This window comes from Arthrobacter sp. BC5, assembly GCF_056680255.1.
The window spans coordinates 389186-413726 of the sequence record NZ_CM155273.1 but is presented as its reverse complement, the minus strand read 5'-3'; the positions used below and the strand labels follow the sequence as shown (position 1 = coordinate 413726).

23 protein-coding genes are annotated in these 24541 nt (G+C 65.3%); 18 read left to right on the top strand and 5 right to left on the bottom strand.

What is annotated here, in order from left to right:
* The first annotated feature begins 7 nt into the window (after positions 1 to 7).
* The 11 genes from hisD (at position 8) to AC1MFI_RS01675 (ending at position 11331) form a co-directional block, all read left to right on the top strand.
* Entirely contained in the window at positions 8 to 1354 is a 1347-nt protein-coding gene (gene hisD, locus AC1MFI_RS01725) for a histidinol dehydrogenase (protein WP_479819167.1), read from the top strand.
* Complete coding sequence (locus tag AC1MFI_RS01720; RefSeq protein WP_479819165.1) at positions 1351 to 2703, top strand: ABC transporter substrate-binding protein; 1353 nt, start codon at positions 1351 to 1353, stop codon at positions 2701 to 2703. Before hisD ends, AC1MFI_RS01720 begins: the two co-directional genes overlap by 4 nt.
* Positions 2700 to 3689 (top strand): carbohydrate ABC transporter permease, encoded by a 990-nt coding sequence (locus tag AC1MFI_RS01715; RefSeq protein ID WP_479819163.1) that lies wholly within the window; start codon positions 2700 to 2702, stop codon positions 3687 to 3689. Before AC1MFI_RS01720 ends, AC1MFI_RS01715 begins: the two co-directional genes overlap by 4 nt.
* Complete coding sequence (locus AC1MFI_RS01710; protein WP_479819161.1) at positions 3686 to 4492, top strand: carbohydrate ABC transporter permease; 807 nt, start codon at positions 3686 to 3688, stop codon at positions 4490 to 4492. Before AC1MFI_RS01715 ends, AC1MFI_RS01710 begins: the two co-directional genes overlap by 4 nt.
* Positions 4489 to 5349: a nitrilase-related carbon-nitrogen hydrolase gene (locus AC1MFI_RS01705; protein ID WP_479819159.1), complete on the top strand. Its 861-nt coding sequence runs from the start codon at positions 4489 to 4491 to the stop codon at positions 5347 to 5349. Before AC1MFI_RS01710 ends, AC1MFI_RS01705 begins: the two co-directional genes overlap by 4 nt.
* Positions 5346 to 6986, top strand: coding sequence for a glycoside hydrolase family 13 protein (locus tag AC1MFI_RS01700; protein WP_479819157.1), 1641 nt, complete (start codon positions 5346 to 5348; stop codon positions 6984 to 6986). Before AC1MFI_RS01705 ends, AC1MFI_RS01700 begins: the two co-directional genes overlap by 4 nt.
* Positions 6987 to 7083: 97 nt before the next feature.
* The gene (locus AC1MFI_RS01695; protein ID WP_479819155.1) at positions 7084 to 7824 is read left to right on the top strand and encodes a hypothetical protein; all 741 of its coding nucleotides are present in this window, start codon (positions 7084 to 7086) and stop codon (positions 7822 to 7824) included.
* 205 nt (positions 7825 to 8029) lie between these two features.
* A complete protein-coding gene (locus AC1MFI_RS01690) occupies positions 8030 to 8614 on the top strand; it encodes a hypothetical protein (protein WP_479819153.1) in 585 nt (194 codons plus the stop codon).
* A 135-nt stretch (positions 8615 to 8749) separates the two neighbouring features.
* Positions 8750 to 9850, top strand: coding sequence for a type I restriction endonuclease (locus tag AC1MFI_RS01685; RefSeq protein WP_479820969.1), 1101 nt, complete (start codon positions 8750 to 8752; stop codon positions 9848 to 9850).
* Between the two features lie 424 nt (positions 9851 to 10274).
* Complete coding sequence (locus AC1MFI_RS01680; RefSeq protein WP_479819151.1) at positions 10275 to 10805, top strand: hypothetical protein; 531 nt, start codon at positions 10275 to 10277, stop codon at positions 10803 to 10805.
* 13 nt (positions 10806 to 10818) lie between these two features.
* The gene (locus tag AC1MFI_RS01675) at positions 10819 to 11331 is read left to right on the top strand and encodes a hypothetical protein (protein ID WP_479819149.1); all 513 of its coding nucleotides are present in this window, start codon (positions 10819 to 10821) and stop codon (positions 11329 to 11331) included.
* Positions 11332 to 11361: 30 nt separating this feature from the next.
* Here the strand turns inward: AC1MFI_RS01675 and AC1MFI_RS01670 are convergent, their stop codons facing one another.
* The 3 genes from AC1MFI_RS01670 to AC1MFI_RS01660 all read right to left on the bottom strand — a co-directional run bounded on the left by AC1MFI_RS01670 (position 11362) and on the right by AC1MFI_RS01660 (position 15073).
* Positions 11362 to 12129 carry a VldE C-terminal domain-containing protein gene (locus AC1MFI_RS01670; RefSeq protein WP_479819147.1) on the bottom strand — a complete coding sequence of 256 codons (768 nt, stop codon included), beginning with the start codon at positions 12127 to 12129 and terminating at the stop codon, positions 11362 to 11364.
* A 519-nt stretch (positions 12130 to 12648) separates the two neighbouring features.
* Complete coding sequence (locus AC1MFI_RS01665) at positions 12649 to 14106, bottom strand: hypothetical protein (RefSeq protein WP_479819145.1); 1458 nt, start codon at positions 14104 to 14106, stop codon at positions 12649 to 12651.
* Entirely contained in the window at positions 14099 to 15073 is a 975-nt protein-coding gene (locus tag AC1MFI_RS01660; protein ID WP_479819143.1) for a hypothetical protein, read from the bottom strand. Before AC1MFI_RS01660 ends, AC1MFI_RS01665 begins: the two co-directional genes overlap by 8 nt.
* Before the next feature lie 597 nt (positions 15074 to 15670).
* Here AC1MFI_RS01660 and AC1MFI_RS01655 point away from each other — a divergent pair.
* Positions 15671 to 17035, top strand: a complete 1365-nt coding sequence (locus AC1MFI_RS01655; RefSeq protein WP_479819142.1) for a GmrSD restriction endonuclease domain-containing protein — start codon at positions 15671 to 15673, stop codon at positions 17033 to 17035.
* 82 nt (positions 17036 to 17117) lie between these two features.
* Here AC1MFI_RS01655 and AC1MFI_RS01650 read toward each other — a convergent pair whose 3' ends face one another.
* Positions 17118 to 18212 carry a PQQ-dependent sugar dehydrogenase gene (locus AC1MFI_RS01650; protein ID WP_479819140.1) on the bottom strand — a complete coding sequence of 365 codons (1095 nt, stop codon included), beginning with the start codon at positions 18210 to 18212 and terminating at the stop codon, positions 17118 to 17120.
* 94 nt (positions 18213 to 18306) lie between these two features.
* Entirely contained in the window at positions 18307 to 19215 is a 909-nt protein-coding gene (locus AC1MFI_RS01645; RefSeq protein WP_479819139.1) for an aldo/keto reductase, read from the bottom strand.
* A 66-nt stretch (positions 19216 to 19281) separates the two neighbouring features.
* On the opposite strand from AC1MFI_RS01645, the gene AC1MFI_RS01640 reads away from it, so the two are divergent.
* From AC1MFI_RS01640 to AC1MFI_RS01615, 6 genes are all read left to right on the top strand, one after another.
* Positions 19282 to 19908: an FMN-binding negative transcriptional regulator gene (locus AC1MFI_RS01640; RefSeq protein ID WP_479819137.1), complete on the top strand. Its 627-nt coding sequence runs from the start codon at positions 19282 to 19284 to the stop codon at positions 19906 to 19908.
* A complete protein-coding gene (locus AC1MFI_RS01635) occupies positions 19905 to 21404 on the top strand; it encodes an amidohydrolase (RefSeq protein WP_479819135.1) in 1500 nt (499 codons plus the stop codon). Before AC1MFI_RS01640 ends, AC1MFI_RS01635 begins: the two co-directional genes overlap by 4 nt.
* A 45-nt stretch (positions 21405 to 21449) precedes the next feature.
* Entirely contained in the window at positions 21450 to 22301 is an 852-nt protein-coding gene (locus AC1MFI_RS01630; protein ID WP_479819133.1) for a helix-turn-helix transcriptional regulator, read from the top strand.
* Positions 22302 to 22400: 99 nt separating this feature from the next.
* Positions 22401 to 23021 (top strand): 6-phospho-3-hexuloisomerase, encoded by a 621-nt coding sequence (gene hxlB / locus AC1MFI_RS01625; protein ID WP_479819131.1) that lies wholly within the window; start codon positions 22401 to 22403, stop codon positions 23019 to 23021.
* A gap of 44 nt (positions 23022 to 23065) precedes the next feature.
* A complete protein-coding gene (gene hxlA / locus AC1MFI_RS01620) occupies positions 23066 to 23689 on the top strand; it encodes a 3-hexulose-6-phosphate synthase (protein WP_479819129.1) in 624 nt (207 codons plus the stop codon).
* A 151-nt stretch (positions 23690 to 23840) separates the two neighbouring features.
* The gene (locus AC1MFI_RS01615) at positions 23841 to 24263 is read left to right on the top strand and encodes a DUF7793 family protein (protein ID WP_479819128.1); all 423 of its coding nucleotides are present in this window, start codon (positions 23841 to 23843) and stop codon (positions 24261 to 24263) included.
* Positions 24264 to 24541: the final 278 nt, after the last annotated feature.

Here is a 24541-nt window from a genome sequence, read left to right as displayed (position 1 = left end):
CGAAGGTATGAGACTCAGCCCACAGTTCAGAGCCGCCCATGGTGACCGTTTCGAGGAGCTCAAGGCGCCGGGCATCGACGCTCCTCCCGCCCAGCGCGACCCTGCCGTGGCCGCCCGCGTCAGCGAGATGCTTCTCGATATCGAACGCGACGGCCTGCAGGCCATCCGCAAGTACGCCCGCGATCTCGACCGCTCCGAGCCGGAGGACTTCGAGTTGGACGCGGCCACCATCGCGTCCAGCGGTGACCGGCTCTCGCCCGAATTGCGCGCCGCCATCGAACTCGGGTCCGAACGGACCCAGAAGTTCGCCACCTTGCAGCGTGAGCACCTCGCTGATTTCGAGTCGGAGATGCTTCCCGGCCTGATCGTGGGCCAGCGGTACGTTCCCATCAACAGTGTGGGTGCCTATCTTCCTGCCGGCCGGTTCCCCCTCACCGCCAGCGCCTTCATGAGTATCGGCGTGGCCAAGGTGGCCGGTGTGCCCTCCGTGCTCGGCTGCACGCCACCCCAGCCCAACGGAAAGGCGAACGACGCCGTCAGCTATGCGGCCCACCTTTCCGGAGCTGATCACCTTTACCTCCTCGGTGGCGTGCAGGCACTCGCGGGCATGGCGTTCGGTCTGCTGGGCCAGCCGCCCGTCGACATGCTCGTAGGAGCCGGTAACGCCTTCGTCGCCGAAGCGAAGCGTCAGCTGTTCGGCACGGTGGCCATCGATCTGCTCGCCGGCCCGTCCGAGGTTGCAGTCATCGCCGACGAGACCGCCGACGCCGAAACGGTCGCCGCCGACCTACTGGGACAGGCGGAACACGGACCGAACTCTCCGGCAGCCCTCGTCACTACCTCCCGCTCACTCGGTGAGGCAGTCATCGCAGCCGTTGAGCGTCAGCTCCCCGGGCTGTCCACCCGCGAGATCTGCGGGCCCGCGTGGATCGATTTCGGTTCGGTGATCGTGGTCAACTCACCCGAGGACGCCGTTCTCGTGATGGACGAACTTGCTCCCGAACACCTCGAAGTGCAGACCGCAGACGACGCCTGGTACCACGACCACCTCTCCAACTACGGCTCGCTCTTCCTCGGCCACTGGAGCACCGTGGCGTACTCCGACAAGGGGATGGCCGGCACCAATCACACGCTTCCCACGGCGGGCGGCGCGAAGCACAGCGCAGGCCTCTCCGTGTCGAGGTTCCTCAAGCCGCTCACCTACCAGCGCATCACCCGCGAAGCGACTCCGGCCCTCGCCGAAGCCGTCACGGTGATCTCGAACAGCGAGGGGATGTCAGCGCACGCGGCGACGGCGACGATGCGCCTCGCCACCTACGACAACGCCGAAGTACCTACAGGAGCACAGGCATGAGCAACACATCTTCGACAGGGCGCCGCACGCGCTTCATGACCATTCCGCTTGCCGCCTCAGTAGCAGCAGGCCTCACACTCGCTGGATGTTCTGCTCCCGGGAGTGGTAACGCCCCGACGGCCAATGAGGACTTCGAGGGTATCTCCGAGACCGTGACGCCGGCGCAGGTCGCTGACCTCGGCGATGTGACGCTCTCCATCTGGGCCGACCAGGCCGAGGAACCCCTCATGCAGGAGCTGATCCCGGCGTACGAGGAGGAATACCCCAACGTCACGGTCGACATCTCCTACCGAAGCTTCGACGACCTGATTTCCACCGTGGTCAACGCTGCGGCCAGCAGCTCACCGCCGGACCTGTTCCAAGGGAACATCGGCTATGCGGTGGACGGGGCCCTGGTCCGGGGTGACCTGGTGCGCCCGCTCGACGACGTCGCCGACGTGTACGGGTGGACCGAGGGCACCGGGGCCAGCACACTCGACCCGGCACGCTGGAACGACGACGGGTCCGCCTTCGGGAGCGGGACGCTCTACGGCATGTCTCCCATCAGCGAAGTGCAGGGCATCTACTACAACCAGGCGAAGCTCGATGAGCTGGGGCTGGAGGCCCCGAGCTCGATCGAGGACGTGGAAGCAGGCGCCGCTGTAGCCCAGGAGGCCGGCGAGCAGGCGATCATGCTGGGCAACGCTGACCAATACGCGGGTACCCACATCTTTTCCGACATCGCCGCAACCACCCAGGACACGGACGACATCGCAGCCTGGATCGGCGGCGAGGAGGGCGCCACCTTCGAGACCGAGGGCAACGTAGAGGCCGCGCAGACCATGGCCGACTGGGCCGCGGAGGGCTACTTCGGCTCCGGTTATGACGGACTCAGCAACCAGGACGCTGTCACGCGCTTCGCCGACGGCGAAGGTGTCTTCTTCGTGGGCGGCTCCTGGAACGGCGCCTTCCTGAACCCCGACGAGTTCGGCTTCGGTTCCCTGACCTCGGGTGGTGTGGGTGCAACGGCATCACCGTGGCACGTCAGCAGCAGCACGGACAACGAACTCGCGGCGATCGCCTTTTTGGACACTCTCCACACCCCCGAGACGGGGCAGTGGATCTTGGACACCGGCAGGCTGCCGGTGGTGACCGACGGTGTCACTGCCGAGGACCCGCTCCAGGAACAGACCCTTACGGCGCTCGAGGAGACCATCGCAGCTGGGACCCAGGTGGGCTACTACGACTGGGCGACCACCGACATGCTCTCGCAGCTCGGTGGAGGGCTGCAGGAAGTCATGGCAGGGCGCGCCAGTCCTGAGGAGTTCACCGAGCGGGTACAGGCTGCCTGGGCCGAGGCAAACGGGTGACCTCGACCATCACCCGGACGGCAGGGGCGCACACCGCCCCTGTCCGGCGTCCGCCGCGCGGGTCCCGCTACACGTGGTCCTCCCTGCTGTACGTCGCCCCCGCGCTCGCCTTCTTCACCGCCTTCGTGCTCGTGCCCATCGGGCAGTCGGTACGTATCTCGTTCTACAGCTGGGACGGCATCAGCGTGGCAACACCGGTGCGGTTCGCCAACTACACTGCGGTGTTCACCGATCCGGCCCTCCGCGAGGCGCTCGGGCACTCCCTGATCCTGCTGATCTTCTACGCCGCCCTCCCCGTGATCATCGGCCTCATGCTCGCAGGGCTCATGTCACGGATCCGGATCTACGGGCTGACGCTGTTCAGGGCACTCCTGTTCCTTCCCCAGATTCTCTCGAGCGTGGTGGTAGCCGTCGCATGGCGGGACATCCTCGCCGATGACGGAGTTCTCAACCAGGCGCTGCGAGCCATCGGCCTCGGGTCCATCACCCGCAGCTGGCTCGGTGACTTCAACACCGCACTCCCGGCCATCGGCGGCATCGGCACCTGGGTGGAGTACGGCCTGTGCATGGTGCTGTTCCTCGCCGGAATCGCCACGATCGACCGCGGGGTCTACGAGGCGTCGCGGCTCGACGGCGCCGGTCCCATCCGGGAGTTCATCAGCATCACGCTGCCGGCCCTCCGGCCGCAGATCTCCATCGCGCTGATCCTCACCATCACGTTCGCACTGCGGAACTTCGACCTGATCTGGAACACCACGCGGGGCGGCCCCGGTACCTCGACCGCCGTACCGAGTGTGTACATCTACCAGGACGCCTTCCAGAACCGCCTCCTCGGACAGGCCTCGGCGTTGGCCGTGGTGCTGACCCTGCTGACGCTGCTGATCGTGGCACTGGTTCAGCTGGCGCTCCGTGAGCGCCCTGACCGACCGTCGGGAGCACGGAAGACGCAGGTCTCCGCACCCGCCGACGAAAGGAGCAGCCGATGAAGAACACACGCAGTGAAGTGCTCACCACCCACGCACTCCTGATCGTCGCCGCGCTGATCGCGGTGTTCCCCTTCGTCTCGATCATGCTGTCCTCCCTGCAGGGGTCCGGCTCCGGCGGTGCACCGACCCTGGCCAACTTCACCGAAGCCTGGACACGCGGCGGGTTCGGCTCGGCACTGCTGTCCAGCGCGTTCGTGACCATCACGGTGGTCACGGTCACCGTCGCGGTGTCCTGCCTCGCCGGCTTTGCCATGGCGCAGATGCGGGTACCCGGGGGCAGGATCATGCTAGGCGGCATGCTCCTCGGACTGGTCCTTCCCTACGAGGTCACTGTCCTGCCGCTGTACCAGATGCTCGAGGGCTGGGGCCTGATCGATACGTACGCGGCGCTGATCCTGCCGCAGATCGGGCTCTCGGTGCCGCTCGGCGTGTTCTGGATGCGTGCCTTCTTCGCCTCGGTGCCGGGAGAGCTGATCGAGGCGGCACGGATCGACGGCGCCTCCAACTTCACCGCTTTCCGGAAGGTACTGCTGCCGATCGCCGCTCCCGCCATTGCAACCCTGATGACCATCCTGTTCCTCTTCACCTGGAACGAGTTCCTCCTGGCACTGATCCTGGTTCCCCAGAACGAGGCCGTGCAGACGGCGCCGCTGGCACTGTCCTTCTTCTCCGGGGCTTCCCGTTCCGCGGACCCGAACGTCACCGCGGCAGCAGCAGTGCTCGTTGCCCTCCCGATCGTCGTCGCCTACGTCCTCTTGCAGCGCCGCCTCATCAGCGGCCTGACCGAAGGGGCCGTGAAGTGATCACGGCAGCAGGGACGCCGAAGAGACTGACCGACGTCGCATGCCACCAGCTGGCACCCGTGATCGGAGACCTGACAGCGAATCGCACTCTCATCTCGACGGCGATCGCTGACGCCCTCATCGCCAAAACGGATGTGCTGGTGCTGCCCGAACTGGCGACCTCGGGCTACGTGTTCACGGACGCCGCGGAGGCGCGCAGTGTGGCGATCACCAGGGACCACGAACTGTTCTCCGACATCGCCGAGTCCCTGCGGGGAAGCTCGCTGATCGTCGCCCTCGGTTTCTGCGAGGATGGCGGCGACGTGCTCTACAACAGCGCTGCCCTGGTGGACGCCTCCGGCGTTGTGGACGTGTACCGGAAGACGCATCTCTGGGATCGCGAGACCCTCGTGTTCCAGCCGGGCGATGATCTTCCACGCGTCATCAACACAGCGCACGGCCGCATCGCGCTGCTGATCTGCTACGACCTCGAGTTCCCGGAAATGCCGCGGCTGGCGGCACTAGGGGGCGCGGACCTGATCGTGGTTCCCACGAACTGGCCATCCGGCGAGCACCCGCAGGCGGAACGCGTTGCCGAGGTCATCGCGGCGCAGGCCGCTGCACGCACCAACGGGGTGTTCATCGCCTGCTGCGACCGCTCCGGCGTTGAACGGGGCCAGACCTGGAACGAAGCCACGGCGATCGTCAGCCAGTACGGCTGGGTCGTCGCGGAAGTCACCCCCGGGTCAGGTGCCGGGCCAGTGGCCCGTGCCGCACTCTCCCTGCACCTAGCCCGCGACAAGGCAATCTCGCCGCACAACGGACTACTCGCAGACCGCAGACCGGACCTCTACGGAAAAGGAGCTTTTCCACGATGATCGATCCCCATGACTCCGAATGGTGGCGGACAGCAGTCATCTACCAGGTGTATCCCCGATCCTTTGCCGACAGCAACGGGGACGGTACGGGGGACCTCGCAGGTATCACCCGCCGTCTTAGCCATATAGCGGATCTCGGGGTGGACGCCGTGTGGCTGTCGCCCTTTTACCCGTCCCCGCAACGCGATGGGGGCTACGACGTCGCGGACTACCGCGGCGTTGATCCGATGTATGGTTCCCTGGCAGATTTTGATGAGCTGATGGAGCGGGCACACGCGCTGGGTCTGCGCATCATCGTCGATATGGTCCCCAATCATTGCTCGTGGGACCATGCGCTCTTCAAAGCGGCACTTGCCGCAGCGCCTGGAACCGACGAGCGCGCGTTCTTCCATTTCGCGGAGGGTGGCGGCCCTGACGGTTCGCTGCCCCCCAATGACTGGCAGAGCATGTTCGGAGGACCGGCCTGGACAAGGATCACGGAAGACGACGGTGAGCTCGGTCAGTGGTACCTCCACCTCTTCGACGCGAGCCAACCGGACTGGAACTGGGACAACCCTCGAGTGCAGGCCGAGTTCGATCAGACGTTGAGATTCTGGCTGGACCGGGGAGTGGACGGATTCCGCGTGGACGTCTGCGACGCAATGGTGAAAGCGCCTGGCCTTCCCAGTTGGCCCTACCCCGTGCACGGAGTGGTCGAGCCGATTGACGGGAAGCGCCCGCCCATGTGGGACCAGGAGGGTATCCACGACATCTTCCGGCACTGGCGGGAAATCCTCGATTCCTCCGAGGGCACCCGGATCCTCTGCGCGGAGGCGTGGCTTCCGCCCGAGCGGACAGCACGTATTGTCCGCGCTGATGAGATGCATCAGGCTTTCAACTTCGCGTACCTGTCACTGCCATGGAACTCCACGCAGATCCGAGACACCATCACCACGTCTATCACGGCCAACCAGGCAGTCGGTGCCCCGACCACGTGGGTGCTGTCCAACCATGACGTGATGCGCCATGCCAGCCGCTTCGGCTACGACGGGCCGGTGGACCTCGAGGCCGGTGTCGGTGCGGACGACCCGCAACCGGACAGGGAGCTCGGCTTGCGAAGGGCTCGTGCCGCGACCGCTCTGATGCTCGCCTTGCCAGGATCCGCCTACCTGTACCAAGGCGAGGAGCTGGGTCTGCCGGAAGGCACATCCCTGCCCGACGATGTTCGTCAAGATCCTGTCTGGGAGCGCTCGGGGCGTACCATCCGCGGACGCGACGGCTGCCGCGTGCCGCTACCCTGGGTCGCCGATGAGGTTGCCTTCGGCTTCTCGTCATCGGCAGAAACCTGGCTGCCGCAACCCGCTGATTACCGCGACTACGCCGTCGACGTGCAGCAGGGCGACCCTACCTCCACGCTTTCGTTCTATCAGCATGCGCTGAAGCTCCGCCGGCAACACATTGCTCCGGCCACAGAGCTCTCCTGGCAAGAGGTAGGGGCGGAGCACGTCCTCGCGTTCAGCGTCGGCGATACGACCATCGTCGCGAACCTCTCTGCGGCGTCCGTAGAGCTCCCGGAGGGTGAGGTCGTTCTAAGGTCGCAGCCAGACGCTGTGATCGACGGCCTCCTCACCCCTGACGCCGCCGTCTGGATCGTCTGACTCGTTCAGGACAATTGTGGTGGGGTACGGGCCGGTCATTTTTGGTGGCCGGCCCGACGCCGTCGTGCTCGCCTCCTGCGCAGGAGAGGATGCTCCTATGGAACCTCTCCAACTGCCGCCGTCGATGATCGCCCGTCTCCTCGAGGAGATCTCCTGGGAAAAGGCGACAAAGTACCGTCGCGGTGGGCGCGGGATGGAAAACGTGCTCACGGCCGAGGTGCTGATCGCTCTGGATCTCCTGCCGCGAAGCCACTTCTTCGCCGCCCTCATCGATTCCTGTGTCGGGGCAGTCACAGTTCGGAAGCACCTCATCGAGCAGGCCGAGCAGGCGGAGATCTCGCTCCTGTCCGGAGACATGTCCGTCAACCCGTCAGGAGCGACGGCCTCCACGTTCATCGTCCAACCTGACGCCTTCATCACGTCGTCGAGTGTCTTCACATTCGTCGAGGCGAAGCGAATCAAGACCAGCGCTTTCCAGCCGGAACAGCTTGCGCGGGAATACGTCGCGGTCATGAGCAATGCAGGTGACCGGATGCCCCTGCTGTTCCTTTTGGGCGTCGAGCCTCCCGTAGCGGTCAAAGGGCTCGGCAAGATGCCACTGCATGACGCGATACAACTGCACCTCCCGGCAGTCCTCGAGCGTGCTGGGGACATCGGTATGAGCGAGAAGGAACTGATGACCAAGGTCGACGACGTCGTCTGCTGGATCTCCTGGTCAACGCTGGCGGCGACGATCGAAGCACAGCTGGCCTCGTTCTCGTGCGGCGACGTCAGCACCGACGCCTCGGTACAGCGCATCGGCAGGCAACTGCTGAGCGCTATCGCCTGGCACTCCTAGCGCACACGGATTGAATCAGGCCGGCGTCAGCTTTTTCGTGCCAGCATCGACGGCGGTGTCCATCGGCTGACTATCCCATCACGATGTTGTGGTTCTGCCCGACCGACGAGGAGATATAGCCTTACGGCGATGTGTCGAAGCTCGGACTTCCGGCACACACTGAATTCATATCTCTGGGGGTACTCCTTTGGATCCATTGAGCAGCATGAGCCCCGACGCACTCGGCACCATCCCGTGGGTTGCAGCCGCCGTCGTTACGCTGGTGTTCGGCGTATGGCGTCCGCGCAGTCTCCACTGGACTGTGCTTGGAGCGGTTCTGCTTCTCGCCGCGCTCAACGCGGCCGCCGGGATCTACGTCCTGAGCAACTTCAGCGATTCGCGGTGGTCCCTAGACCGAGATGAGCCGCTGAGCGCTCCATCGTTCTCCGAAACGCCCCTTGTGGGGGAATTCCTGGAGCCCCTCGACTCCACGCTGGAGGGAGTCGTAGGAGGGGTGAATGACTTCCGCTCGTTCCAGCAGGCCCTTCCCATCACGCTGGAGTTCCTCGCTACTTCCGGGTGGGCCTTGCTGGTGTCATTCCCCCTCGTGATTCTTGCCGCGTGCCTCAGCTTCCTTGCTGCACAGCGCCGGAAGGCGGACTTCAGGAAGTACCGAGCGACTGTGGATTCGCTAAAGGATGAGTTGGAGCAGATCAAGAGGCAGATTTCGTCGGGAAGTGGCGGTGCTACGGCGCTCCCCAGAGGGGATAGCGGTACGGATACGCGGTCCGGCCGGACAGACCGAGAATGATGCAAGAGACGGTCTAGCCCCGCGTCCTGGCGAATCCAGGTTCGAGGTACGCCGTTTCGTTCCTCACCCGCTAGGTGCAGCAAAAGGTCTCCGCACAGTATTAGGGTGAAGCAACCATTCAACGCAGGGGGATTTGTGGAATTTGCAGAACGATTGACAGCGCTCGCCGCGAAGGTGCGGCAGCAGAGGTCTCAGATTGAAACTGAAGAAGCAACGAAGAACGCCTTCATCATGCCGTTCATCTCGACCATCCTGGGGTACGACGTCTTCAATCCGCTAGAGGTGGTGCCGGAGTTCACCGCCGATGTTGGTGTGAAGAAGGGCGAGAAGATTGACTACGCGATCATGCACGGCGGCACTGTGCAGATCCTCATCGAGTGCAAGAAGTCGAAGGAACCGCTGAAGATCGAGCACGCGTCCCAGCTGTATCGATACTTCGCCGTGACCAACGCGCGGATTGCCATTCTGACGAACGGTGAAGTGTACGAGTTCTTTACGGACCTCGATGCACCGAATCGCATGGACGCCAAGCCCTTCCTCGTGCTGGACCTCAACGAGATCGACGAGACACTCATACCCGAGTTGATGAAGCTCACGAAGGACGTTTTCGACCTCGACTCGATCATCAACGCAGCGGGAGAGTTAAAATACATTGGACAGATCAAGCGAACGTTGGCATCGCAGTTCAAGGAGCCGGACGCCGAGTGGATCAAAGCTCTCACTATGCGGGTGTATGACAGCGGCGCATACACGCAGAAGGTGCGCGAGCAATTCACTCCGTTGGTGACGAAAGCGACAAAGCAGTTCCTCAACGAGCAAGTGAACGAACGGCTGAAGGCAGCTCTTGGCGCTCCCAATTTCCCGATGGCAAGTGACTCGGTGATCGCCGCGACCGTCACGAGCGAGCAGGCTGTGGAAGATGATCTTGCTGAAACAGGGGTGGAGACGACGCTGGAGGAGATGGAAGGCTTCCAGATAGTCCGGGCCATCGTCTGTAACGAGGTCAAGCCCCCACGCGTTGTCCACCGCGACGCCAAGTCCTACTTCGCAGTGCTGCTCGATGACAACAACCGGAAGCCGATTGCCCGATTGCACTTCAACAGGGTGCAGAAGTACCTAGGCGTCTTCGACGAGCAGAAGGTTGAGCAGCGCATCCCCATCAGCTCGCTCGATGAAATTTACGAGCATGCAGATGTGCTCCGATCCAGTGTCAGGGCCTACTTGGCAGCGGGATGATTGCCCGCTCATGTTCCGAGGGGTCGAATTCTTTGGGGCTGTCATCCTTGGTCCACCTAGGCAACTTTGGACGAAAGGATTTAATCTCCCGCAGCTTCTGTATCTGACGTCTTGCCTTTCCGACGGCTCCAGGTACTGAGCTTGCTGCGGTACCAACTACGTGACGTGGGCGCGCTGTAAGGGTCGGGCGTCGGGATACTGTTTGGGAACACTGCAAACAACAACTGGGGGAACAATGCACCTGCTGCCACTCGACGTCGAGCTTGTCAGAATGACGGACGCTGTTGCGATGCTTTCGCCGCAACCTCGCCCGGCGCGTTGGGCTCATCTCTCGCTTTGCGTCCTCGATGCAACCTATTCGATAGGGCTGCGGTATAACGCCGTAGTTGTCCCTGTCGTGCGAAGGTACGCGACGAAGGAGGGCTTGGCGCCGGTCTTGATCGAGGGTGACCAGCTGCAGGGCCAGATCAGCCCAAGGGAGGGCGAGCAGTCATTGACTCAGTTCCTCACTTCAGTCGAAGAATCAACAGATGAAGAGTTTGCGGAGACGCTGGGTAGCCGGAACAGGACATCCTCGCGTGGCGGCACTCTCAAGAGTGCCGCCAGCCGTAGGATCGCTGAGATCTTGGTTGCTAATCGCGTTAATGTTCTCGCCGACGTCGCGGAACTTCTTGCGGATCCCGAGCGCACCGCCTACGTCGAGGAACAATTGCGGCAGGTGCCCGGCGCCGGTAACCAGGGAATTCGGACGAGCTACCTCTGGATGCTCGCGGGGGACGACCAGCAAGTGAAGCCAGACCGCCATGTCCTGAAGTGGATGGGGAACGTCCTGGGTCGCCGCGTATCTGTACCGGAGGCAAGGATCTTGCTCAGTGAGGTCGCAGGCGAACTGAAGCTCATACCGTGGTCCATCGATCACGCAATCTGGCTGAAGATGTCGCGGCGCGGCAAGTAGACGACCAGCGGCAATGGTGCAGTCAGACATCGGGTGGCGGTTTGATGCAGGCAGTCTGACAGGCAGAGGCTTCGAGGGGTTTGAGCAGTTCGGCAATCTCTCAATCGACGGTATCCCTCGTGGCGCAGGCGTCTACGTAGTGCTGCGAGGGCTCGGCGTCCACCATCGAGCTGTCTCAAGGAGTGTGGGAGGTTGGTTCAAAGGCAAAGACCCAACTGTCGACAGCGCGATCATTGCTCAGCGCCTGCTGTGTCCGAGCGAGACCCTCTACATCGGCAAAGCTGACTCTGGCGCTAATGGGCGCCGCGGCTTGCAAAAGCGGATTGCAGAGCTGGCACGCTTTGGTGAAGGCCGCCCGGTCGGGCATTGGGGTGGGCGTTACCTGTGGCAGCTCTCAAACTCGAACAAGCTGAGGGTCGCCTGGCTCGAAGTGGGAGAAAGCTCAGCGGGTGAGTTGGAGAACGAGTTGCTGACAGAGTTCGCCGCAACCTTTGGGCAACTACCTTTCGCGAACCTGCGACACTGAATCCGTATCGAATGAGTCACCGGTACTCACCTACCCGTCGCCACCCCGCAGCACGTCGACGTGCACGTGGTCGACGTGCCGCAGGATCTCGTTGGACGGAGCGGGCGCGTCGTAGGGATGCCACTGTCCTCGACCGATATGAGCACTCCAAAAACGGTCATCGAAGATGACGTACTGAATGTCCAGGTCCTCGGCATGGGCCACCAGCCAGTGGGACAGCATCCACCCCGCGCGCCGGTTCTCCTCGGATACAGGACGGAAGAATACGTCGAGGGCTCGCCCGTCGTAGTGCGTCGATTCCTCTCCGTGTCCCTGCCCCACACCGCCCGGCGCGAAGCCGCCGAGGCTCTGCTCGCCGAACACCTCCGTCATCGCCGTTCGCACCTGCTCGGCGCGGGGCGTCAGGCCGGGGGCAGTCATCTCCTCCACCTGTAGGTCCTCGTCGACCGAGCCCCTGCAACTCAGCACCGGCCCCACGTCACCGGACGGTCCTTCGGCCAGGGCCGTCAGGGCGGCCCCGTCGATGGACGAGGTGTCGAGAGCCTCGACACCACGCGCTCGCAGTGCCACCGCGGTCGTCGTAATCTTGGCCTCTCCACGGTCGAGTCCGATCTCCCCGTTCGGTGTCTGCACGACGCACTCCGGAACGGCGAGGAGCGTGTCGCCACCGGAACGCAGGCCGTCCAGGAGACCGGGTCCCAGGACCGCCAACGCCGCAGCGAGCGTGCCGAGCAGGAGGACGGCGAGGAGTGCGCGGGTGGGGCGGCCCTGCGGTCTGAAGGTTGTGCTGCGGGTCATGGGCACCGGCCTTGACCAGAGAACCGGGGGGCGAGAGGTGTAGGATCATCCGTCGGCTCGAGCCTGCAAGCGACTATCGCCACGGACTTGCTCACGTTAACCGATCCTCCCGTTGGGGCACGTACTCCTCCTGGCGAGGTTGCAGCATGCCATTCAGATAGTTAATCGACGGCCATCGTCAGTAGTTCCCTCGGTAACGTTGCGCTCGACCGGGCATCGGTTTAGCAATTTCGGGCGCGTACAGCTGGCGTAGCGATCGATGGCCTTGGTCAAGAAGCTCGTACTGCCGTCATCAGAGCGCCGGACCGCTTTGAGGGTCAGATCTACAGGTCCTCAGCGCGTGAATCAGTGTCTCGCCTCCGACCGAGGCTGAGGCTTGGAACTGGCAGGAAGTTGAATCCGTGCACGCCGTAGGAGCGTCGCGGAAAGTTGCCGTCGTCCTTGTCGGGAAGCTGCGCATGAGTGCGTTGTAAAACCAGCTTGTGCATCGTGCGGGCAGTCAAGAGTGTCCCCATGCAATTAGTCGAGGAAGTACGCCACAATCTTGTCCTCGGAGTCCAAGATTTCGTCTGCAGGGACGCCGAACCGTCGTGCGAGCTCGGCTGATCCAAGGAGCGCGATCTGCATGTCAGGCGAGAAGGCCCGTTCGAGCAATCCGAGATAGTCTGACATGCTCTCGTCCAGCTTTTGTATGAGCTCCTGGTGCTCGGCGGCGAGTTGCTCGTCGAGGACGTGTTGCTCGTCCAGGTAACGCTCGATCAGCTCGGCCTCCCGCTTGGAGAGGGACGACGCCACCGTCCTGTACATGATGGTGCCCACTGTGTTGCCGATGACGGCGCCAAGTACGGGAACAGGGATGACCGCCTGGCCTACAAAGGAGGACAGTGCGCTCACTGCGGCCTCCAAAGACAGGAGCTCCGCGTTTTCGATGAACTCGAGCTCGTCGATCTCGCCGCGGCGGAGCTTGTTCGCCTGCTCTGCGATGCCGAAGGACGCGGTGACGATTGAGCTGGCGACCGCGGCGGAAGTGGCAGTGAAGTTCGTCAACGCATAGATGCTGGAGCCTCGGATCCCACCCTTGCCGAAGCTCAGACCGGTTTCGCCTGCGATGTCGAGCCAGTCCTGCTGACTGAACTCCCGAAGCTGCTTTCCTTCCCGCTTCTTGGCGACTACGGCCAGCACGAAGGCAGTCCCGCCCTCGACGGCGGCGGCTGTAACGGTCGCCGACGCTCCTTCTCGCAGAGTCGGCAGGCTCTCCTGATATGCGTTGTCGCGCAGGGACTGATCGGTGGAACGGAGCGAGTTTTCCTCGGCCGCCATGGTGGACTCGTAGACGCCCCTTTGAGCTTGACGGTACTCAAGCGTCGAGGGCTCGAGCGATTCAAGGTCGATCGACCCCTGCCGGAAAAACGCCTCGATCCGTCGCCAGTCCGTAAAGGTTGGCCCGTCGCCGCTGCGCGACAGCTTTCCTGCTTCTTCCTGTGACATGGAGCGCAGCCGTTCGACCATTTCGAAGTGATCCCGGGGAATCTGGTACTTCCCGCCGTTCTTCACATAGTCGGGGTACTTCTCAAGGTGCTCTGCGATTGCTCCCAGTGAGAAGCGACCGCCGGATGCGACGAATTTCTGCTGGATATCCACGCCGCTGCGCACTAGATCAACGGCCCCGTTGTCGTTGACCCACTGGTAGACAAAATCTTGGCCCAGGATCTGCCTGCGAGCATTGCCGATACCTACCTCCGCAAGCTCCGCGATGAAGCCGTGCATGCCGTGCTGACCTCCGCGATTGGAGGTGACCACCTCAAGGTTGATCCTCTTGATCGCTTCATCGACGCTGCCCAGTGCGTTTAGGAGGTTCTCGTCCTGCTGTCTGAACGCACTGAGTAGCTCGTCAATGCGTACCTGGTTGAGATAGTTCACCCAGGAGGCAACTGCCTGCTCCTGGTTGCTCTTGATGAACTTCGTGAAGTCATTCATCAACGACGACCCACTCGACACGCTTGGACAGCAGGGCTGCACACGACTTCGTGTTGTTCACGAGGACTGCCAGGCTGTCCTGCTGGGCAGCCGAGAGCGAACGGAAGTCAGCGCCAAAGCACGCCAACGCTCCGACATAAGAGCCCATCAGCTCGATACGCAGCGCCGTTGTCTTTTGAAGGAGATCATCAATCTGAGCGTCGCCGCCCTTGACCGACGCGATGTTTCGTTTGAGCGCCGCCAGCGCTTCCTGCTTTGCCTCCCGAGTCTCCAACTTCTTTTTTGAAAGCAGTGCGATGGATGCGAGGAGGGAAGCCCCTGCGACGGTCCATCCAACAGGGCCGGCCAGCGCCAGCAAAGCGCCACCTGCGGCAGTGCCTCCACCTCCGGCAGCCAGGGCGCCACCGCCCAGCCAGGCGAGAGCGGCGTTGCTCGCGGCGGCCCCGGAGAGAGTGGAAATCGCGGTGCCAGTGGACGCAGCACCGAAAGTAGTGGCAACCCACATGGCAGCCGTCGGTGCGACGCTCACGACTGCAGCGCCCGTTGCAAAGCCGGCTCCAGCGCCGGCAGCGGAACGCTTCGCAGCTTCGAGATCCTTAAGGGCGAACTCCTCCGCATCCAGGAACTGGGCTCTTTGGGCGTCGATCTCACCTAGCGAAGCCTCGAACGACTTTGGCGTGTTCGCGATGCTGTTCACCAGCAATTCGACGAGCTCAATCAGGTCCGCCGACCGTTCGCGCTGGCGCAGGAGTGTATCTCCCTTGTCACTCATCGCGGTGAAGGCGGCGTTGTACTCCGCTATGACCTCCTCGTAGGGGTCTGCTGCCTTCACGGCCAGTTTCTCGACTTTGTCTTTGGCGGCTTCTCGAGCGTCTTTGGCAGTCTGCTTGACGCTTCCGACCTGATCGGCAATTTGCGTCGAAGCGCCACGCAGGGCTTTGCCGAGGTTGTCCCTGGCGCGGCTCACGCGATGCCGTCCTTGATGTAGCTCACGTGACATTGTTCAGCCATTCTTTTCCAACTCCATCTCCATTTACTCCTCAGAGAAGAGTATCGACTGAGGGTGACAAGGCTCACGTGCCCGGTCGCCGAGTCGCCGGAAGCTCACGCCCGCGATATGTGCTGACTCTTCCTCGGCCGCCTTGCACACGGGTTGAGGATTTTGCAATCAGGTTAGGGAGCGTGGCAGTTGTAAGCGCGTTTCGGGACCGCAGATCTTGGGGGGTGTCGATTACGGCGGTGTGCGTCAGCGTTCCGTCGCTGATCGGCGTCTTGGTAACGCAAGCGTTCTAGGTTCCCCTGCGCTGAGTGGATTGCAGGGGCTCGATCAAGGCGGTGACCACGACGGCGTTGAAGCTGCTGCCGGGGCAATTGGGCTAGTTGTCCACATCATCGCAGTGAGGCTTTACATACGACAGGGCGCGTTTTCGGCGAAGGCCTTATGCTTCGAAAAGCCGTCTGGTCACTCGACGGCTTCTCACCGTTTTCATACGACCTATGAGGTTTCATGCTGCCGTCCACACCTCCGCCTGACCGTTTCCCGTCCGGTACCGCCAGATCGAAGGTGCGTACCTCGACGGCCGTCGTTGGCGGTGTGGCCCTGTTCCTCGTCGTCATCGGTCTCATCACCAGCGGACTCAGCGGCGGACTCATCATGGCCGCACTCTTCGCACTCTTCACGGGCCTCTACACACTCCTGACCAATCGGCCGTCCTGGGTAGGGCTGGCCGGACGCGCGGCGGGAGCGATGACCGCAGGAGCCGCCGTCGTCGTCCTCCTCGTGGGTACCGCCATCGCGCCGACGTCGGACTCGGTTCCCACTGCTATCGCGGAGGCAACCGAACAGGCCGAGCCGACCAGTGAGCAAAGCTCGGGCATGCCGTCCGCGACAGCCACCCCGACTGCGTCCATGAAGCCGACGCCATCCGCCACACCGTCACCGAAACCCAGCGCAACCACGTCGGACGTCGCGCCGCTGGATTCGGACGCCGTCGCCGATGTCACCGGCACGCCTCGTGCGCCGTCGGACCAGCCGGCCTTCAACACCACGGCGTTCGCCGTGCTGGAAACCCTGCCCATCAAGGGTCGTGCCCCGAAGACGGGGTACGACCGCGAGGAGTTCGGGCAGGCCTGGGCCGACGTCGACCGCAACGGGTGCGATACGCGCAACGACATGCTGAACCGGGACCTCACGGGAATCGCCTACGTGAACTCCGTGCCCTGCAAGGTGAAGTCCGGCGTGCTCGACGACCCGTACACCGGCATTCAGATCCCGTTCCTGCGGGGCCAGGCGACGAGCAGCGATGTGCAGATCGACCACGTCGTCGCCCTGTCCGACGCCTGGCAGAAGGGCGCGCAGCAACTCACCCCCGAACAGCGCGTCGCGTTCGCCAACGACCCGTTGAACCTGCAGTCCACGGACGGCCCCACCAACCAGCAGAAGAGCGACGGCGACGCCGCCACCTGGCTGCCGCCGAACAAGGGTTACCGCTGCGAGTACGTGGCACGGCAGGTCTCCGTCAAGGCGACCTACACGCTGTGGGTCACGCAGGCCGAGCACGACGCCATGGCGCAGATCCTCGCAGACTGCAACGGGATCCTCGCGCCGACCAACCAGATGGCGCCGTCGGTGGCACAGCCGACGGAGCCGGTGCCGGCCGAGGCGCCCGCTCCCGTCGTGCCGGAGCCTGTCGCCCCGCCGGCTCCGCTCGCTCCTCCCGTCGTCGAGCCTGCGCCGGTGGCCCCCGCCCCGGTGGCTCCTGCGCCCGTCGCTCCGGCACCGGTAGCGCCCGCGCCGGCACCGGCCGCTCCCTACTACGCGAACTGCGATGCCGTCCGCGCGGCAGGTGCGGCCCCGATCGCCGCAGGCTCACCCGGCTTCCAGCCGAAGTTCGACCGCGACGGCGACGGGTGGGGCTGCGACAGCTAGCAGCCCGCACCACGACGAACGACGGCGGGGCAGTCACCTCAGGTGACTGCCCCGCCGTCGTCGGTCACCAGGCAACTTCAGCTCAGGTCGGAACCTCGATGCTGATGATGCGGTCATCACCCGGCTTCGGTTCGCTGCGCCCGTTGGTGTTGTTGGTGAGCACCCACAGCCGCCCATCCGGCGCCTCGATGACCGCCCGGAGCCTGCCGTACTCACCCACCAGGTAGTCGGTGCCGGCGGTGGGATCGCCCACGGGAACGGCGCGCAGCCTCTCCCCGCGCAGGTTGGCGATGAAGACCGTGCCCTCGACCACCGCGATGCCGCTCGGGCTCGCCTCGGACGGACTCCACTGCTGGACCGGATCGACGAAGCCCTCCTCGCCGGCGATGCCCTCGACGACCGGCCAGCCATAGTTCTTCCCGGCCTCGATGACGTTCAACTCATCCCACGTGTTCTGCCCGAACTCACTGGCGAACATGGTGCCGTCCGCAGCCCAGGCAAGGCCCTGGACGTTGCGGTGGCCGTGGCTGAAGACGAGGGACCCGGGGTGGGGGTTGTCCGCGGGGACCTCGCCGTCCGGCGTCATGCGGAGGATCTTCCCTCCCCGGGAGTCGAGGTCCTGTGCGCTGTCCGGGTCGCCGGCGTCGCCCACACCGGCGTACAGCATGCCGTCGGGTCCGAAGGCGATGCGTCCACCGTTGTGGATGCTGTTCGACGGCAGCTCATCGACGAGGGTTTCCGCGTCGCCCAGGGCGAAGGAACCGGGAGCGCCGTCGAGCGCCAGGCGCTGGACCCGGTTTCCGTCGGCGCCGGTCGAGTAGGCGTACAGGCGGTCCTGGTCGTCGACAGCGAGACCGAGCAGGCCGCCCTCCCCGCCGGGCCGCACGCCCTCGACCGTGCCGACCTCCCGCCGGTTGCCGGCGTCGTCGAGTTCGAAGATCCGTGCGGTGTCCCGCTCGCTGATGAGGAGGGTGCCGTCGAGGAACGCCATGGACCAGGGCAGGGCCAGGCCCGTCGTGATGTCCTGCGCGCCGGCCGCTGCGTTCACTCCGACGTCGGATCCCGACGTCGCGTCGGTGTTCCCGCCCGGACCGGCACCGCTACCCGCTGTGCAGCCGGTGACCAGGGCGGCGATGACGAGGCCGCCGAAGCCGGCGAGGGGGATTCGTGTCGGCATGACTCGGCTCACTTCCGATGGCTTGACCAGATGTCACAGGGACGACGGCGCGGCAGCCATCGTGGCTGCCCCGTCGTCGTCCGCTGTGGTTCCGCTACATGCTCCAGGCCTCCGCGTGGATATCTGTCTCGTCAGACCAACGCCGCTGCAGTGCGAAAAGTTCGGACACGATGTCCTGCGGCAGCGGCAGCGGCTCGAGCGCCTGGCTGCAGGCGAGCAGTTCCCGCAGGTTCTCCTCACGACTGGCAGACCCGACGGTGCTGACCACCTGCGGGGTGCTGTGCGCGAAGCGCATGCAGAATTCGGCCCAGCTCGCGACGCCGGAGCGCTCGAAGATGGGTGCGACCTCGACGGCGCGTTCCTGGAGATAGGGCTTCCAGGCAGCACCCGGGACGTCGCGCAGGGTGTGGACGGGGGCACCGGCCACCGTGCGCATCGAGATGATGGCCTTGTCCTGCGCCAGCAGTTCGTCCCAGAGCTCGTTGGACGCGAACCGCTGCAATGGGTTGAGGTAGAAGATGTAGCCGTCGATCAGCCCGTCCAGGTGCCCGGCCCGCAGCGCCTTGAGCGGTGCATCCGACGTCCAGGGGAAGACCTCGAGGACGAACCGCCCCACGAGGCCGCCCTCCTTGATGCGCTGCAGGTCGGCGAGGATCGGCCCGCCCGTGACCATGTCCTCCGCGAAAGCGCCGACGCCGCTGAGCTGGCCGATGTCGATGGAGGTGATGCCGAGCGGCTCGATGTTCTCGGCGATCGTGGCGCGGACGTCGTCGGCCGTTCCGCCGCCGAGCTTCACGATGACGGGCGGGATCTTGCTGGGCTCGTCGGCCAACGCGGCTCCGAGGACCTCGAGGGCGTGGTCGTACTGGCGTGAGGTGTGGAGCCAGAGGCCGGCGTCGATCGCCGTACGCGCCATGGAGGCCTGCTGCTCGCGGGGGACGTCATCGTGCCCGAGCCGCGTGGTGCCGTAGATGTACGGGGGAAGATCTGCCAGGGGTTTCATTGCCTCAGGCTAGCGGAGGGGAGTGCGCCGTCGAAGGCCGGCTGTATTCGTGGCAGAGTGACGAGCATGCGCCACACGCCACACTTCGTCCTGTCCGACGTCGGCGAGGTCAAGCGGCTCGTCCGGGAGAATCCCTGGGCGACTCTCGTGTCCTCACCCGCCGGCGGGCTCGTGGCGTCCCATTACCCGGTGGTCCTTGAAGAGACTATCGATGACACCATCAGCATCGTCAGCCATGTCGGCCGTCCGGACGAGCAGCTGCATGAACTCGGGGACCACGAGGTGCTGGTGATCATCCAGGGCCCGCACGGCTACGTCTCGCCCGGCTGGTACCCCGAGGACCAGATCATCCCGACGTGGAACCACGTCACCGCACACCTGTATGCGACGCCGGAGATCCTGTCCGACGAGGAGAATTTCCGGGTGCTGGGGAAGCTGATCGACCACTTCGAACACCTCATGCCGGAGCCCGGCTCCCTGGCCCTGGACCCCGAGGGGTCACGCCGTGTCGCCCGGGGAACGGTGGGGATCCGCCTGCGCGTGGCCCGCTTCGACGCGCGGCTCAAGCTCAGCCAGGACAAGGCTCCCGCCGTGGTGGAACGGATCGTGGACGAGCTCGAGCACGGCGAGCACTACCCGAATCCCGCCCTCGCCCGCGAGATGCGGCGCGTCCACGGACGAGGAACGGGATGAGTGACGTCCTGCTCCGCTCCGCCCGGCTGGTCGGGACGGCGGGGGACCCGCTCGACATCCTCGTCGAGGACGGCGTCATCACGGCCATCGGCGAGACCACCGGCTCCCGCGCGGCCCGGGTGGTGGACGTCGATGGACGGTGGGTGTCACCGGGGCTGTGGGACTCGCACGTGCACATGGGCCAGTGGGCCCTGATGCGGCAGCGCCTCGACCTGTCCTCGGCGACATCTGCAGCCGGCGCGGTGACGCTGGTGGCTGAACGTCTGCATGCCGCGCCACCTCCGGCCGGCCAGCCGCTGATCGGCTACGGCTTCCAGGACGGGCTGTGGCCGGATGCGCCGTCGGCGCAGCTGCTCGACGCCGTCAGCGCTGACGTGCCCGTCGTCCTGGTCAGCAAGGACCTCCATGCGGCGTGGCTCAATTCTCCGGCCCTCGCCCACCACGGTGCCGCCGACCATCCCACGGGACTGCTGCGCGAACAGGCCGCCTTCGACGTCAACGCGCGCATCAGCGCGGTCCCCGACGAGCACCTCGACGCCTGGGTGGCCGATGCGGTGCAGGCCGCGGCCGCCCGTGGCGTCGTCGGCATCGTCGACCTCGAGATGACCCTGTCGATCGACCGGTGGGTGCACCGTGTCGCCGGCGGCACGCGCGGACTGAGGGTGCGGGCCGGCGTGTACCCGCAGGATCTCGACGCCGTCATCGCGAGGGGCCTGCGCACAGGGGACGTCATCGACGGCACCGAGGGCCTGGTCACGATGGGACCCTTCAAGATCATCACGGACGGGTCGCTGAACACCCGCACCGCCTTCTGCCACGAGCCGTATCCCGGACTCGAGGAAGCAGACGAGGGGCGCGGGATCTCCACGGTGGACGGGAACCGCCTCGTCGACCATCTGCGCCGCGCGTCGTCGGCCGGTCTCGTGCCCGCGGTCCATGCGATCGGCGATGCCGCGAATACCCTCGCGCTCGACGCGTTCGAGGAGGCCGGCTGCGGCGGCAGCATCGAGCACGCCCAGCTCGTCCACGAGAAGGACTTCAGACGTTTCGCGCGGCTCGGCATCACGGCCAGCGTCCAGCCGGAGCACGCGATGGATGATCGCGACGTCGCGGACCGCTACTGGCCCGGAAGGACGCACCGGGCCTTCGCCTTCGCGAGCCTTGCGGCAGCAGGAGCGACGATCACCCTCGGCTCGGATGCGCCCGTCGCGCAGCTGGACCCGTGGGTCTCGATGGCCGCCGCCGTGTCCCGTGCGCGGGACGGGCGGGAAGCCTGGCACCCGGAGCAACGCGTCCTGGCCTCGGTGGCCCTCGCAGCGTCCACCGACGGCCGTGCGACACTCCGGACGGGGTCGGTCGCGGACCTCGTGATCACCGAGCTCGACCCGCTCGTTGCCGGCGACGCTCAGCTGCGCGACTTCCGGGTCTCGGCGACGATGCTCGGCGGTCGGTGGACGCATTCCACCCTCGACGACGCCCGACCCGTCCCGGGATAGCTGCCGGAGTCCGGCCGGCGTCCCGGGTACGGCAAAATGGAAGGCATGGACCGGGCCGCAGAGATCTCCGCTTTCCTGCGCTCGCGACGCGCACGGCTATCCCCGACCGAGCTCGGTGCACCGTTCGACGGCAGGGTGCGCCGCGTGCCAGGGCTCCGCCGGGAGGAGGTGGCGCGTCTGGCCGGGATGAGCCCGGACTACTACATGCGGATCGAGCAGGGCCGCGGTGGAGCGGTGTCGCTGGAGATCATCGATTCCATCGCCCTGGCCCTCCGCCTGGACACGGTGGAACGGAACCACCTGCTGAACCTCTGCGGCACGCCCACCCCGCACCACACCCCCAGCCTGGAGCCCCAGCGCGTGCGGTCCGGGCTGTACGACCTGCTCGCCGTCATGGAGTCGGTGCCCGCGATCATCCTCGGGCGCCGCACCGACGTCCTGGCCAGCAATCGCCTTGCGAGGGCATTGATGACCGATTTCGAGGCGCTTCCCGCATCGCACCGCAACTATGCCCGCTTCATCCTGCTCGACCCGAAGGCCCGCGAGCTCTACCAGGACTGGGAACAGGTCAGCGAGCAGACCACCGCGATGCTCCACCTCGACGTCGGTCGCTTCCCGGAGGACCGCCAGCTCGCAGAGCTCATCGCCGATCTCCGGGACGGCTGCCCGGAGTTCACCCGGTTCTGGGACGACCAGAACGTGCACGAGAAGGACCAGGGCGAGATCCGGTTCAACCATCCGGTCGGCGGGGAGTTCGTGCTGCACTACCAGACCCTCCTGGTCCCGGGTGAAGCGGATCAGAGCGTCTGCACCTACTACGGGGCGCCGGGATCCAGCAGTGAAGCGGCGCTCGCGCGGCTGGCCGGGGTAACGACGTCGTCCCCTGCTCCTGCCTGACCGGCTCGCCGCTGTGGCACAGACCACGGTCCAGGCTAGCCCTGCGCAAACTAGGTCCAGCGGGGTAGGTCTTGGGCGGTTGGAGGCTCCGGGGGAGTGATGGACTGGAGTCCGGACCAACCCCCACAGGCAGGAGCACCACCCGTGACGAAAGCATCGGATACACCGTCGGTTGCAGCCAGTCTGAGACTGATCCAGGACGAGCTCGCCGGAGCAGCCGGCAGGCTGCAGGAGGACCAGCTCGCAGCGCTCGTGGCCGAGATCCAGCAGGCCCGGAGCGTCTTCGTCACCGGTGGAGGCCGTAGCGGCCTCGCCCTGCGGATGCACGCCATGCGCCTCATGCATCTCGGACTCACGGTGCACGTGGTGGGCGAGACGACGACGCCGGCCATCGGCTCCGGCGACCTCCTGATCGTCGCCTCCGGCTCCGGGACCACCGCCGGCGCAGTCGCTGCTGCAGAGACCGCGGTCTCCGTGGATGCCCGGGTGGCGGCCCTGACCACCGACGGAGAGTCGAAGCTCGCCGGACTGGCCCACCGCGTGGTGGTCATCCCCGCCGCGCAGAAGACGGACCACGGCGGCACGGCGTCCCGTCAGTACTCGGGCAGCCTCTTCGAGCAGGCACTGCTCCTGGTGCTCGACGCCACGTTCCACACCCTCTGGAAGGCCGACGGCACCCCCGCCGAAGACCTCTGGCCTCGGCACGCCAACCTCGAATAGCGCGCCACCCTGATCCTCCACCCCCAGCCAGCAAAGGAAACATCATGAAACTGCAACTCGCCATGGACGTACTGACCGTCGAAGACGCCCTCGAGCTCTCCGGGAAGGTCGCCGAGTACGTCGACATCATCGAACTGGGCACCCCCCTGGTCAAGAACGCCGGACTCTCCGCCGTCACGGCCGTCAAGGAAGCCCACCCGGACAAGATCGTCTTCGCGGATCTGAAGACCATGGACGCCGGCGAGCTCGAGGCCGACATCGCCTTCAAGGCCGGAGCGGACCTCGTGACCGTGCTCGGCGTCGCCGATGACTCGACCATCGCCGGAGCCATCAAGGCCGGCAAGGCCCACGGCAAGGGCGTCGTCGTGGACCTCATCGGCGTCGACGACAAGGCAGCACGCGCCAAGGAGGTCACCGACCTCGGCGCCGAGTTCGTCGAGTTCCACGCCGGGCTCGACGAGCAGGCCCAGGACGGTTACGACCTCAACACCCTGCTGACTGCCGGCAAGGAAGCCGGCGTCGCCTTCTCCGTCGCCGGAGGCGTGAAGCTCGCCACCCTCAAGGACGTCCAGGCGTCGGGTGCGAACGTCGCCGTCGTGGGCGGCGGCATCTACAGCGCCGACGACCCGGCCCAGGCCGCGAAGGAACTGCGGGCAGCGATCAGCTGATTCCGCTGTCATGCAGAAGAGCCGGCCCCGGCCATCCGGGGCCGGCCGCTTCCGCTCCCGCCGCCGTCTCAGCTGGTGCTGGACGTTTCGCTTTTGCCCACCCGTGTAGGTAACGTGCCGTGGACGCGTGTGATCCAAGGGGGCAGTGAGCATGAGGCAAGGACTGACAGTGTCGCGGTCGGCGCCGGCTGGAACGTCACGGACGACCGCCGAGGAGGAGCCCTTCACGGCGGCAATGCGTGACGGCGTCCTGTGGGTGAGCTGGAACCGGAGCACCACCGTCACCGACGAGGACGCACGGGCGCTGGTGCAGCGCGCCGATGCGGTCTGCCCGGGCCTCTGCCCGCCCATGCTGGTCGAACTCAACGACATGGTCTCCCTGAGCCGCTGCGCGCTTCAGACCTTCGCGACCGAGCTGAACATCGCGGCGATGGCGATCGTCGGGCCGTCCGCCGTCGACGAGACCCTCGCCGAGTTCTTCATCCAGGTGCACAAGCCGCCCTATCCGACGTTCCACTTCACCTCGACCGATAGGGCGCGGACCTGGCTCACCGAGCATCCGCACGCCGCCTGACGAGAGCCGAGCGGGCCACCTGACCGGTCCTGGGTAGCACCGCACTGACGCGGTAGGAGCTGGTCACCGGTGGGGCGTGTTCGGCTCGAAGGGACTGCTGGCTCAGGCCGCGCGACGACGGACGACGAAGGTCGTGCCGGCCACGGCTGCGAGCACGAGGCAGGCACCGAGAGCGACGCGGTGTCGTCCGCAGGCTCCTGGGCTACACCGGTGTCCGCTCCGCCGACGAGCAGCTGGCCCACCTGCGGCTCCGCTCCCCGGATCTCCGTGGTGCCGCC